This is a genomic window from Rhodococcus sp. 320_ES, from assembly GCF_059691855.1.
In genome coordinates, this window is the sequence record NZ_JCAWAG010000001.1 from 139,008 (window position 1) to 151,319 (window position 12,312).

At 64.0% G+C, this 12,312-nt stretch carries 14 protein-coding genes; 9 read left to right on the forward strand and 5 right to left on the reverse strand.

From position 1 onward, the window contains the following. Positions 1–19: 19 nt before the first annotated feature. The 6 genes from AC59JP_RS00675 (at position 20) to AC59JP_RS00700 (ending at position 3,941) form a co-directional block, all read left to right on the forward strand. Positions 20–688, forward strand: a complete 669-nt coding sequence (locus tag AC59JP_RS00675; protein ID WP_497323704.1) for an alpha/beta hydrolase — start codon at positions 20–22, stop codon at positions 686–688. Between the two features lie 159 nt (positions 689–847). Continuing rightward, entirely contained in the window at positions 848–1,249 is a 402-nt protein-coding gene (locus AC59JP_RS00680) for a (R)-mandelonitrile lyase (protein ID WP_497323706.1), read from the forward strand. Between the two features lie 29 nt (positions 1,250–1,278). Then, the gene (locus AC59JP_RS00685; RefSeq protein WP_497323707.1) at positions 1,279–1,725 is read left to right on the forward strand and encodes a lipocalin-like domain-containing protein; all 447 of its coding nucleotides are present in this window, start codon (positions 1,279–1,281) and stop codon (positions 1,723–1,725) included. A gap of 131 nt (positions 1,726–1,856) precedes the next feature. Next, positions 1,857–2,213: a cyclophilin-like fold protein gene (locus tag AC59JP_RS00690; RefSeq protein ID WP_497323708.1), complete on the forward strand. Its 357-nt coding sequence runs from the start codon at positions 1,857–1,859 to the stop codon at positions 2,211–2,213. Positions 2,214–2,252: 39 nt separating this feature from the next. Beyond that, complete coding sequence (locus AC59JP_RS00695; RefSeq protein ID WP_497323709.1) at positions 2,253–3,020, forward strand: SDR family NAD(P)-dependent oxidoreductase; 768 nt, start codon at positions 2,253–2,255, stop codon at positions 3,018–3,020. 33 nt (positions 3,021–3,053) lie between these two features. Beyond that, positions 3,054–3,941, forward strand: a complete 888-nt coding sequence (locus tag AC59JP_RS00700; RefSeq protein WP_497323710.1) for an aldo/keto reductase — start codon at positions 3,054–3,056, stop codon at positions 3,939–3,941. A gap of 21 nt (positions 3,942–3,962) precedes the next feature. Here AC59JP_RS00700 and AC59JP_RS00705 read toward each other — a convergent pair whose 3' ends face one another. The 3 genes from AC59JP_RS00705 to AC59JP_RS00715 form a co-directional block, all read right to left on the reverse strand. Beyond that, positions 3,963–4,826 (reverse strand): helix-turn-helix transcriptional regulator, encoded by an 864-nt coding sequence (locus AC59JP_RS00705; protein ID WP_497323711.1) that lies wholly within the window; start codon positions 4,824–4,826, stop codon positions 3,963–3,965. Positions 4,827–4,901: 75 nt separating this feature from the next. Continuing rightward, positions 4,902–5,948: an NAD(P)-dependent alcohol dehydrogenase gene (locus AC59JP_RS00710; protein ID WP_497323712.1), complete on the reverse strand. Its 1,047-nt coding sequence runs from the start codon at positions 5,946–5,948 to the stop codon at positions 4,902–4,904. Positions 5,949–6,027: 79 nt separating this feature from the next. Then, positions 6,028–7,509: a flavin-containing monooxygenase gene (locus AC59JP_RS00715; RefSeq protein WP_497323713.1), complete on the reverse strand. Its 1,482-nt coding sequence runs from the start codon at positions 7,507–7,509 to the stop codon at positions 6,028–6,030. A 165-nt stretch (positions 7,510–7,674) separates the two neighbouring features. On the opposite strand from AC59JP_RS00715, the gene AC59JP_RS00720 reads away from it, so the two are divergent. Both AC59JP_RS00720 and AC59JP_RS00725 read left to right on the forward strand, forming a co-directional pair. Continuing rightward, on the forward strand, positions 7,675–8,901 hold the full coding sequence (locus tag AC59JP_RS00720) for a hypothetical protein (protein ID WP_497323714.1): 1,227 nt from the start codon (positions 7,675–7,677) through the stop codon (positions 8,899–8,901). 239 nt (positions 8,902–9,140) lie between these two features. Continuing rightward, entirely contained in the window at positions 9,141–9,587 is a 447-nt protein-coding gene (locus AC59JP_RS00725) for a VOC family protein (RefSeq protein WP_497323715.1), read from the forward strand. A 366-nt stretch (positions 9,588–9,953) separates the two neighbouring features. On the opposite strand, the gene AC59JP_RS00730 is transcribed toward AC59JP_RS00725, so the two are convergent. Continuing rightward, positions 9,954–10,136, reverse strand: a complete 183-nt coding sequence (locus AC59JP_RS00730) for a hypothetical protein (protein WP_497323716.1) — start codon at positions 10,134–10,136, stop codon at positions 9,954–9,956. Between the two features lie 436 nt (positions 10,137–10,572). Here AC59JP_RS00730 and AC59JP_RS00735 point away from each other — a divergent pair, with 436 nt between their 5' ends. Further along, complete coding sequence (locus tag AC59JP_RS00735; protein WP_497323717.1) at positions 10,573–11,259, forward strand: CDP-alcohol phosphatidyltransferase family protein; 687 nt, start codon at positions 10,573–10,575, stop codon at positions 11,257–11,259. On the opposite strand, the gene AC59JP_RS00740 is transcribed toward AC59JP_RS00735, so the two are convergent. Next, a complete protein-coding gene (locus tag AC59JP_RS00740) occupies positions 11,180–12,052 on the reverse strand; it encodes a YhjD/YihY/BrkB family envelope integrity protein (protein WP_497323718.1) in 873 nt (290 codons plus the stop codon). The genes AC59JP_RS00735 and AC59JP_RS00740 overlap by 80 nt on opposite strands. Positions 12,053–12,312 lie beyond the last annotated feature (260 nt).

A 12,312-nucleotide genomic window follows, 5' to 3' on the forward strand; every position in this document is an offset into this window, starting at 1 on the left:
GTGAGTCATCACGACGTTCGTGCTGATTCCGGGGGCCGGCGGTGCCGGTGAGGTGTACTGGCGTGAGGTTGCTCTCGCGCTGAAGGCGCGCGGGCACACCGCGATTCCTGTGGAGATTCGTGAGGACGACCCCGAACTCGGACTCCCCGAGTACGCCGCGATCACCGACGACGCCATCGGAGATCATCGCGACGTCGTTCTCGTCGCTCAGTCCATGGGCGGGTTCACGGCGCCGATGTCGAGCAAACTGAACCAGGTAGCGCGCATCGTCCTACTGAACGCAATGATCCCGTTGCCGGGCGAGCGGCCGGGCGAGTGGTTCGGCGCGGTGGGCCAGCGGGAGGCGTTCGCCGCTGCGGCGACGGCGGCCGGTCGATCGCCCGAGTTCGACATGGACGAGGTATTTCTGCACGACATCCCGGCGGACGTGGTCGCAACGATGGCCGACGGTGACCGAGCGCCTGCCGACACCCCGTTCGGCCAGCCGTGCACCTTCGAGGCGTGGCCCGAGGTACCCATCCATGTGGTCGTCGGGGCGGACGACAGGATGTTTCCGCCGGACCTGCAGATCAAAGTGGCGCGGGAGCGGCTCGGAATCGAACCCGACGTGATGCCGGGCGGGCACTTGCTGGCGAAGAGTCGTCCGATCGAGTTCGCAGCGAAGCTGATGGAGTACGCGTCGGAGTAACCGGTTGGCCATTATCGTCGACGAAGCGCGGGAAGCCGCCGATCGCGGACGGTAGTGGCCAATAAGTTTCGGCACCGAACTGAAGCCCGAAGGGTGTCCTGCTGGTGCACCCCTCGAGAGTGACTCCCACCGTCGAGGATCACGCGGTTGACTCGTAGCATGAACATCGAACCAGCGGTCCCCACGACCAAGAATCCGCCCGAGCAGTTTGCGGGCGACGTGTGGGTCGACCCGATTGCGACGCCGCACGAGAAGGATCAGACGATGGTTGTCGCGACGGTGCGCTTCGCCCCCGGCGCCAGGACCGCGTGGCACTCGCATCAGCACGGCCAATACCTCCGCGTCACACAGGGAATCGCGCGATTCGGCAGCCGCGACGGCACCATCATCGAGGTGCACCCCGGCCAAACCCTCTACACCCCACCCGGCGAGGAACACTGGCACGCTGCGGCTCCCGGTGTCTACATGGAGCACATCGCGATTCTGCAGAACGGGGAAGATCCCGCCCTGACCACGACGTGGGCCGAGCACATCACCGACGAGCAATACGAGGGCCGCTGATGTACGTCACGGGATTCACGATGAGGAGAATGGCGATCGCCTGGGCCGCAGCCGGAATGCTCGTAACGACCGCGGCCTGCTCGCAGTCAGCGGACGAGGAAGCCGGCAGCGGGCTCACCGGCGAGTGGCGCATGACCACGCTCGAAGTGGGCACGGAAGGAAACCTGCAGACGGTGCCGTACTCGGGTCAGGTCATCTTCACCGACGACACAATGTCGGTCCAGGCGATGAACCCCGACACATCCGCACCGGACACACCGCTGACCGTGCAAGGCTATGAGGCCTACTACGGTGAACTGACGACCGACCCCGATGCCGAAACCCTCAGCATCACGGTCGAATCGGCGGCAGCGCGTGACCTGATCGGGCAGACGTTCAACCGCAAATACGAGGTCGACGGTGACACGCTGGTTCTGACTCCGAGCGATCCTACCGAGGGGTTCCGCGTGACCTACGAACGGCATTCAGCGTCATGAGTGCGGGCGCAACTTTTCGCTGGGTTACCGCAGTGACATCGTTCCTTGCTCTTGCGGCCTGCTCGTCCGGAACGGAATCGGAGTCGGCGGTCGAGATACCCGTTGCTACGACTACATCGGTTGGAGGATCCATGCAGATCGCGATCGACATCAACGGGCGCACGGTGGTGGGAACGTTGAACGACACCGCCGCCAGCCGCGATCTCGTCGCTCAGCTTCCGTTGACGCTGAACATGTCCGACCACGGTTCGGTCGAAAAGACCGGCCCACCTTCGTCGGAGTTGTCGACCGAGGGATCGCCCTCGAGTGCGGACCCGAATCCTGGTGACATCGGGTATTACTCACCGGGAAACGACTTCGTCCTCTACTACGGAGATCAGGGTGAGTACCCGGGCATCGTCATCCTCGGCACCATGGACGAGAACGGCATCGAGACGGTCGGTTCAGTGGACGGTAGCGCAACAGTGACGGTTTCCCGTGTGGAGTGAAGCGGCATCGCGACAGCAGATACGAAGGAGAACACACACGTGACAGTCACATACGACTTCACCGGCAAGACCGCATTCGTCACCGGCGGCAGTGCCGGGATGGGCGCGGCGACCGTCCGCGCGTTCGCCGAGGCCGGTGCCGCAGTTGCCATCGTCGATCTCGACGGAGACGCAGCACAACAGTTGACTGACGAGTTGAATAACAACGGTTTCCGGGCGTTGGCCGTCCAGTGCGACGTGTCCGACGAGGGACAAGTTGCCGCAGCAGTCCAAGCCACGGTCGATGCTTTCGGTAGCCTGGACATGGCCTTCAACAATGCGGGAATCATGCTTCCGCCAGTCGATTCGGCGGACGAATCTGCTGAGGCATTCGACAAGATCGTGGCCGTCAACCTGCGAGGTGTGTGGGCATCGACCAAGTACGAACTGGTGCAGATGCGCAAGCAAGGTTCGGGTTCCATCGTGAACTGCTCGTCGCTCGGCGGTCTGGTCGGCGGCGACGGACGAGCCACCTATCACGCAACCAAGCACGGCGTCATCGGCGCCACGAAAAGCAATGCGCTGCAATACGGTAAGCACGGGGTGCGGGTCAACGCCGTGTGCCCCGGAACCATCAGTACGCCTATGGTCGAGCGCATGATCGCGGGCGGTGAATTGGACCCCGATGCCGCTGCCTCCGGGGTGCCGCTGGGCCGGCTCGGTAAGCCGGAAGAGATTGCGGCAGCAGTGTTGTGGCTGAGCAGCGATGCCGCCAGTTATGTCACGGGTGTGGCTCTCCCCGTCGATGCGGGATACACCGCGCAATAGACCACTGACCATCGACATCGAGGACGGCACAGCATGAACGACACGATTTCACTGAACAACGGCGTACAGATGCCCGCGATGGGCTTCGGGGTCTTTCAGAGCGCTCCCCAGGAAACTGCGGCCGCCGTACGGACCGCGCTGGAGACGGGTTACCGATTGATCGACACCGCGGCCGGCTACGGAAACGAGCGTCAGGTCGGCGAAGGAATGCGGCGAGCCGGCGTCGACCGGAACGATGTCTTTCTCGAGACGAAGGTGTGGGTCACCGATTACGGATTCGACGAGACGCTGCGGGCGTTCGACACCAGCGCAGGCAAATTGGGGGTGTCCGAGATCGACTTGCTGATTCTGCATCAACCGATGCCGCAACATTTCGAACTCACCATCAAGGCCTATCGCGCACTGGAACATCTACTAGCCGAGGGCAAGCTGCGGGCGATCGGCGTCAGCAATTTCATGCCCCACCACCTGGCGGCGCTGCGCGAAAACACCGACATCACGCCCGCCGTCAATCAAGTAGAGCTGCACCCGTATTTCACGCAATCGACCGTGCAGCGCGCCGACCGCGAGCTCGGCATCGTCACGCAGGCATGGTCGCCCATCGGCGGCATCACGTTCTACCCCGGTTGGGGCGAGAACCGGACCAGCGTTCTCGCGGACCCGACGATCACCCGAATCGCGAACTCCCACAGCAAGTCCGCTGCCCAGGTGATGCTGCGTTGGCACCTACAGCAGGGCCGATCGGTTATTCCGAAGTCCACCAATCCGGATCGCATCGCGGAAAACTTCGACGTGTTCGACTTCGAACTCGACGACGACGAATTGGCTGCACTCGACGGTCTCGACCGCGGTGTGCGCGGCGGACCCGACCCCGACGAAGTCGATCCCATGACCTTCGACGTGGAGATCGCTGACGCCTGACGTCGAGCCGGGTTGCGGCCGTCAGGCCTCGGCGTGTTCTGCCGCCCAGGAGCCGAGCAGATGCAGCCGCTCGGCGCTCGGTGAGCCCGGTTCCGCGGTGTAGATCATCAGAATCGAACCCGGATCAGCGGTGACGACCAGCTCTTCGTACGCGAGGTGAACTTCGCCGACGACAGGGTGGTTGAAGCGCTTCTTGCCTGCTCCGTGGGTGCGAACATTGTGGGCTCCCCAGAGCTTTCGGAACGTTTCGTCGCGCGTCGAGAGTTCGCCGACGAGGTCCTGGAGTCCCTTGTCGTGCGGGTCGCGGCCGGCCTCGGCGCGCATGATGGACACGCACATCTCGGCAAAGGTGTCCCAATCAGGATAGAACTCGCGGGACAGCGGGTCCAGGAATTGAAAGCGGGCGAGGTTGGGTGTACGTCCGCCGTCCCCGATGATCGGCGCGTAGAACGCCTTTCCCAATTCGTTGGTCGCCAATATGTCTTGACGCTGGTTGCGAACGAAGGCGATGCCATCGGTAATCGAGTCCAGCGCCCACTGCAAACTGATTCGCTGCGAGGCGGGGCGTGCTGTCTTGCGGCGCCGGCGGCCGGACGTCGGAACGCCGTCCGCCGAACGCGCCAGATCGAGCAGATGGGCGTGTTCGGTGTCGTCGAGTTGCAGCGCGCGAGAGAGCGCGTCGAGCACGGACGCCGACGCGCCGCCGATGGCGCCGCGCTCGATGCGGGCGTAGTACTCGACGGACAGACCGGCGAGGGACGCCACTTCGCTGCGACGCAGACCGGCAACGCGTCGGTTGCTTCCGCCCACGATTCCGGCCGCGTCCGGTGTGAGCCTGGCTCGGCGGGTCATGAGGAACTCGCGTACCTCAGCTCTGTTGTCCATGCCTTCGAGGTTAGAGCCGTGCGGGCGCACCAGGCACTCCCTGTCGGTACACCTTTGTGCTCACGTCGTGGACGATCACGCCAGAGTCGCGGTGTCGATGACGAAGCGATACCGAACGTCGGAGGCGAGAACACGCTCCCACGCATCGTTGATCTTGTCGGCGGAGATGACCTCGATCTCAGCCCCGAGATGATGCTCGGCGCAGAAGTCGAGCATTTCCTGAGTCTCCGCGATCGATCCGATGGCCGAGCCGGCGAAGGTCCGGCGCCAGGGGATGAGTGAGAAGATCTGTAGCGGAAGCGGTTCGGCGGGAGCGCCGACGTTGACCATGACTCCGTCGACGGCGAGCAGGGACAGATGGGCGTTCAGGTCGATCGACGCGCTGACGGTGTTGATGATGAGGTCGAACGTCGAGGCGAGCTCGGGGAATGTGTCGGGGTCACTCGTCGCGTAGTAGTGATCGGCTCCGAGGCGGAGTCCGTCTTCCTGCTTCTTCAGCGATTGCGACAGGACGGTGACCTCGGCGCCCATGGCGTGGGCGATCTTGACGGCCGTGTGGCCCAATCCGCCCATCCCAACCACGGCGACCTTCTTGCCCGGTCCGGCACCCCAGTGGCGGAGCGGGGAATAGGTGGTGATGCCGGCGCACAGCAGCGGTGCGGCGGCGTCGAGTTCGATGCCCTCGGGGATCTTGACGACGAAGTGCTCGGTCACGACGATCTGCTGCGAGTACCCACCTTGGGTGGTCGTTCCGTCGCGGTCGGTGCTGCCGTAGGTCTGGATGTTTCCCACGAGGCAGTACTGCTCGAGTCCCTTGACGCACTGGGCGCACTCGCCGCAGGAGTTGACCATGCAGCCGACTCCGACGCGATCGCCGACGGCGTGCTTGGTGACCTCGGAGCCGACCTCGGCAACGATGCCCGCGATCTCGTGTCCGACCACCTGGGGGTAACTGATCGGTCCCCATTCACCACGCGCGGTGTGGATGTCGGAGTGGCAGATGCCTGCGAACTTGATGTCGATGCGGACGTCGTGCGGTCCGACATCACGGCGCCCGATGGTGTTGGGGGAGAGCGGCTTGTCGGCTGCAGTGGCGGCGTAGGCCTTCACGGAAGTAGTCATGTCTCCACTACAGAGCATGTTTCGGAGTCGTGGGAGTCTCTGTCGGAAGGTGTACCGGCGGGGCACCCTTCAGGAGCTCTCACCGAGAATCGAGCAGTGACAGGTACGACGACTCTCGCTCGGTGAACTCCGCGCTTGTGATCGCACCGAACGCCGCAGCGTCGCGTTGGAATCGGACGTCGGCGTCCGGGAGCGAATCCGGTCCCTCGAGGCGGAAGCAGCTCGGCGCCAGCGGACCGAAAAGCAATGCTCGGCGCAGGTGCGGCCAGGCCTCCAGGTGTGGTTCGACTCCGGCGGCTCGGGCAAACGTCAACGCCGCTATGTTCATTCGAGTCTTCTGCGATTGTCCCCGACGCGCGCGGGAGGCGGAAATCGCGTCCTGCGCGGCACTCTCGTCGACCGGCGGAACGGCGCCGCCCCAGGTGTACGCGATCCACCGTGCTTGCAACTCCAACGGCACGAAGTAGCCACCGGATTGGTCCCACATTCCGACGAAGGCCAACCCGGGCAGGCTGGGGTGGAATGTGTGGCGGTCTGCGTCGAGATGCGCCGAGTCCATATCGACGATGGCGCGCACCTCGTCGCCGAGACACGGAATGTCGAGATCGAAGCCGGTGCCGAACACGATGCCGTCGAAGTTCTCGGACGTGCCGTCGCGGAACGTCACCGTCGACCCGGATACGCGTTCCATCCACGGCCGCACCGTGATTCGACCCTCGGCCACGAGCGGAAGGTACTGCTGGTTCAGGGTGACGCCGGCAGCGAACAGCGACGGGTCGGGCGACGGCGCACCGTACTGTTCCGGACTGCCACCCGCCTCGACGACTATCTCCTTCAGTTGCCTGTCGATCTCGCTCGGCGCGAGCGCCTCGGCCGCCAGCACTCCGTACCGCGTGAAGATGCGGTGATCCGACGGAACTCCGGCTGCGAACTTGGGCAACACGTACCGCTGGCGTCGTTGGGTGATCACGACCTGTGCGGCGCCGAGTAATGCCAGTTCGGCGGCGACCTCCAGGGCGCTGATGGCGCACCCCGCCACCAGAACTCGCTTGCCGCGGTAGATCGCCGGATCGCGGTAGTCGTACGACGAGATTATGTCGGCGACGCCGTCGAAGGTATCGAGGCCAGATACGTCCGGTCTCGCCGACCGGTGGAAACGCCCGGTCGCGACGACCACTTTGTCGAATGTCTCCGTCTTGCCGCCACAGCTCACCGACCATCGGTCGCCGTCGCGATCCACGCTGTCCACGTATGTGTCGAAACGTGTCCGTGACACCAGATCGAACATCGAGGCGTACCGGTGGAGATAGTCGAGAATGTCTGCGCTGGAGGGGAAGACACGATCGACATTGTGTTCGAGATCGCTGAACGCCGTGAGAATTCGGCTGGTGTTCGTGTGCATGGTCGGCCAGACGCCGCTGCTGCCGGGTATTCCGGCCCATTGCCCTCCCAAGCGGGAGGACTTCTCTAAAATCGTCGGCTCGAACCCTTGCGACAACAACCATCGGGCCGAGACCAACCCGCCCGGTCCGGCACCGATCACAGCCACTCGGTCTGTCATCTGCGGATTGTTGCACGCAGAATCGGCGTCCGAGCGGACTTCGTGCTTACCGACGCTGCGGCAACAAAAGCGACGAACCAGGCCGTATGTGCCCGTCCCCGATATCCGTTCGAACGCTTCCTCGCGACCTCGAGGACAATTGCGGCAGCAGTGCATAATTCGGGCATGAACGTTCTCGCCGTCCTGCTCTCGGGTGCGCTCGCCGGATTGCTGTCGGATCCCGGCGGAGTCGATGTCTTCGGTCAACCCGGCATCGGTGGCGTGCTCCTGTCGCCCGGCGGTGGGGGCGTGGCGGTCGCGGTACTGCTGGCCGCGACGATCGCCGCCACCGTGCGTCTACATGTCTTTTTGGTCGGACTGACCGTCGCGGCTGCGGCCGTCGCAGCAGTGTCGGCTCTGTATTTCCCATCAGACTCGATCGCAGTGCTGGCGGGAGGCGTATTGCTGGGTTGCGCTGCAGTGCAGTCAGTCAGCCGAATTCAGCAGGCAGCGCTGATCGGTTCGTTCCTTGCCGGACTGCTCAGTGCAGGAGCAATCGAGGCGCTGCAATACTCGGGTGTTCCGCGTCGATACGCCGACTACCTGGTGGAGCCCGACGTTGCTACACCGATAGTTGTTCCCGTGCTCTGCGTTTTGGTGGTGGTAGCAACGATGGTGGCCGTTCGACGCAGCTTCGCCGGCGAGGATTTACCGTCGACCGTGAACGTCCGCACAGCCGTTGCCGTGCTGCTCGTTCCGCTCGGTGGTTTGCTCGTGAGCATGTTGTTCGTGCACAACCTGTTTCAGAGTAGCGACGGTTACGAGGAGCGCTGGTACCTCGGTCTGCTCGTGGTACCCGTGCTGTTCGTCTCGGCCGCAGTGCTTCCCGGACGGGGTGGGATCCCGGTGCTCGCGGGCACAGCTGTGTTGCTGACGTCGACGACCACCGCCGGAGTGGGTATCGACGTGGCGAACAGCGCTGGGGTGCTGGAACTTATCGCCCTCACCGCTGCTGCGGTGGCGGCGGGTGTGGCGCTCGGATTGCGTGGGGGTCATTGGTGGATTGGCTTGATCCTGTTGGCCCTGGTCTGCGTGACCTCGCTCTTCGACAGTCCGCCGCTGGACAACGTGCATTACGTGGCGAGCCTGGTGGTTTTTCCGGCCGTTGCGGCCTACCTCTACGTCTCGTTGGCGACGCCCGACCCGCTGCCGATGACTCTCGGTCTGGCTTTACCTGTCGCGGTTACGGTCCCGATGGTCGTCTCCTACGGCTGGACGGCCTACACACCGCTGACCGATATCGATACGAACACGTTCTCGCCCAGCACCGATCTGTTGCTGTCGACGGGCGGTGCCTTGGCAACAGTTGTTCTCGCCGCACTCGGAGTGCGGTTTCTTACCCGAACTCGATAACCGGATTCGAAAGTCGGGCGTCTGACCTAGGAAACGTTTCCCACCGGCAGAGTAACCAGTGGGCCACTACCGTCGCCGAAGCGCGGGAACCCGCCGATCCGGTGCGATATTGGCCAATCTGTCTCGCCCGCGGACTCACTAAAACCTTAGTCGGCGATCGGCCGGCCACTGGCTTGGCGCGCTCAGCGCTCTATCGGAGCTCTCGGTATGCGCGGATGTGCGTGTGGCACGCTGGGAAGGTGGCCTCGAACTTCACCAGCATTGCTCACACGGGAATCACCGTTGCCAGTTTGGGCGAGGCGTTGGCTTTCTGGGTCGACGTTCTGGGCTTCACTCTCGAACGGCGGTTCCATCTCGACGGCGAGTTCGCCGAACACGTCACCGGGGTCGAGTCGGCCGCATTGGACGCGGCCGTGCTGACGCTCGGAGGGCAATCGGTGGAGCTGTTGGAGTACTCCTCACCGATGGACCGGTCGGTGCTGCGCCCGCGCCCTTGCGACGTCGGCTCCGTCCACCTCGCCTTCAACGTCTCGAGCATGGACGAGGCCGTCAGTGCGGCGAGATCCGCGGGCTGGGATCCCGTCGGCGAACCGATGACGATGACCGAGGGATCGCGCGCGGGAACAGCTTTCGTCTACCTCACCGATCACCAGGGCGGGACTCTGGAGTTCATCCAAGCTCCGTAGGCGGTTCCGCGAGTGACTCGATGAGCCGACACCGTAACCAGCGGGCCACCATCGTCGACAACTCGCGGGAACCTGCCGATTCAATGCGATAGCGGCCAATCTGTCACGCCTCGAATCATCGAAAATGCCCGTCACCAGAAGATCAACTGGTGACGGGCTTCGGGCAGTGCGCCCACAGGGACTCGAACCCCGGACCCGGTGTCTTAAGTCCGTCGTTCGCCGCGGTTCGTGGACGTTCAGGAAAGTGCGCCTGAGCTGGTGTTATGTAGGGTCACAAGTCCGCATGGATTCACCGCAGTCCGCTAATATTCGGCGCAAAGTGTTGAGTAAGTGTTGACCTCGGCGCGTGACCGAGGACAGCGTGTGTCAGGTGTCCTCGGTCGGTGACGCGTCGCGACCGGCCGCGACGTCGCGCAGCCACTGCGGGACGGGCTTGTTGTTGTACTCCGACAGCGTGATCGCGACGCGGGTGCGTCGGCGGACTGTCAAGACGACGCCGATGACAGCGATCAGTCCGACGGCGAGGGTGACCCATGCTTGCGCTGGCAACAGTCAGCGTCGCGACCGCTATTCCCCGCCGATCGTGAGGTGGGGTTCCCCACCGGCGGAACGTGTTTGACGCATCTGACGTCGGCTCGGGTGGTGACGTTGATCGGCTGGCCGTGAGTGGACGACGCAGCTGGCGATCGACATTGGATCCGGGAACGCCGGGCTGACGGTGACCACGGATGCCTCGCTCGACACAACGTTGCTGGGTCCAGCGGGGATCATTGTGGTTTGAGCATCGTGGCGGGCGCGCAGGCTACGCCGCCGCCGCGGGTACCTAGTTCCTTCCCGAGGACCTGGACCGGTAGGGATCATCGTCTCTCTGTTCTAGCTCATCGGCTGACGTTCCGCGCGCTTGCCGTTTCGGAGCGCATCGGAACGGGCAATCCGGCCGTGAGCGCGCTCTTCGGCAGCGACGCGGATGGGTTCGACGAGAGTGATGAAGAGAGCCGAATACTTGGCGAGGTGGTCTGCGCTGCACGGTGATACAGACGTCGCCGCGCCGCTGGTGCGCGGGTGGCTCACGGTCATATTCCGCATCGCGTCGCCGCTGGTACGCCTCAGAGTTGCGCCCAGCGTGGTCACGGCGCTCGGAGTGGCGCTGGCCGCTGTCGCAGTGGTGTTGACGGCTACGGGTGGCCGATGGATTCTGCTCGCGGCTGTTGCGGTGGTGCTCGCGTCCGTGTTCGACGGGTTGGACGGCGCCGTCGCCGTGATGCAGCGCCGCGAGTCCTCTTTCGGCTACGTGATCGACTCCGTCGCCGACAGATGTTGCGACCTGATGTTTTTCGCGTGTCTTGCCGTTGCGGGCGCGCCACTACCGCTGGTCATGACCTTGTCCGTGATGACGATGCTGCAGGAGACCGCGCGGGCTCGCGCCACCGCCGCGGGCCTTACGGACATAGCCGTCATCACTGTGTGGGAGCGGCCGTCGCGGGTGATCACTACGATCGTGACGTTGTGTGCAGTTGTGTTCGTGCCCTTGCACGCCGACGTGTCAGCGACGATCGGATCGGTTGTGGGAGCGGTGCTTGCGATCGCCGGACTCATGCAGTTCTTGGTGGTTGCGCACCGCAATCTGGTGTCGCAGGACCACCGATCGGCGTCGTCGACAACTGCAGGGTGAAGCCCCAACCAGTCAAAACAACCGCATGCAATAACCACAACCAGAAGCCGACCGCGATCACCGCGCCGACGACCGTCAGGCCACCGAACGGCCGGCCGAGATCGTAGGGAATCCAGAGAAACAGCACGAAACCCTGCAGGAACCCCGCGACCATCGACGACGTCGTCAGCGCGCCGATTGTCACCGACCTCCAGGACGGCTGAACCGGCGCGACCACGCGGAACACCCACCCGATCGGGATCGCGAGGACCAACCACACAACGACAAGACCGAACCACACGCGGAACGCGACGGCGGGCACGGTGCCGCTGCTCGTCGTCGACCACATCCAGGACCCGGCCTCGAGAAGGACGAACAGCAGCACGGGGGACAAGACCAGGACCGGAATGGACGCGATCCGACCTCGGTACCCGATCCGTGTTTCCACCACCCCGGTGTACCGGAGCAGCACGCGGCGAAAGCCCTCGCCGTAATACGTGGCGGGGAAGATGCATATGAGCGCCCCCAGCAATCCGAGGTCGACGCCGGCCTCGGCGAGGTTCACCACCAGTGGTTGTGCGCCCATCCCGTTCGGGATCAGTTGCGAGACATCGGTTGCCAGCGCAACGACCCGCTCGGGTGAGGTCGCCAGGCCGCACGCCCAGAAACCGAGAAGAAGCAATGGAACAACGGCGAGCGCCGAGTAGAACGTGAGGCCCGCGGACAGTAGCGCGAGATCCGTAGCAACGACACGGCCACGTACTCCGGTAGCGAACCGCCTGATGTGCGAGAGGGTTGTGCGGGCGGAGTTCACCTCTTCGTGTGCCCATTCGGACCCGTATCCAATCGGTCTCGGCGACCGAGGTCGGCGATCTCGCGCGCACTGCCGTCCAATTCGCTGACGAAAACGCTGCAGTCGAGGACGGCGGGGCATCGACTGACAGTCGCCGCGGTCAACGGCAGAACTCCGAACGACACGAGTTGGACTCGATGGTGGTCTGGGCACACAAACCGTCGAACTTTCCCGCTGGGGATCCCCGATCGTGCAACAACCGATATTCTGCGACATCGACT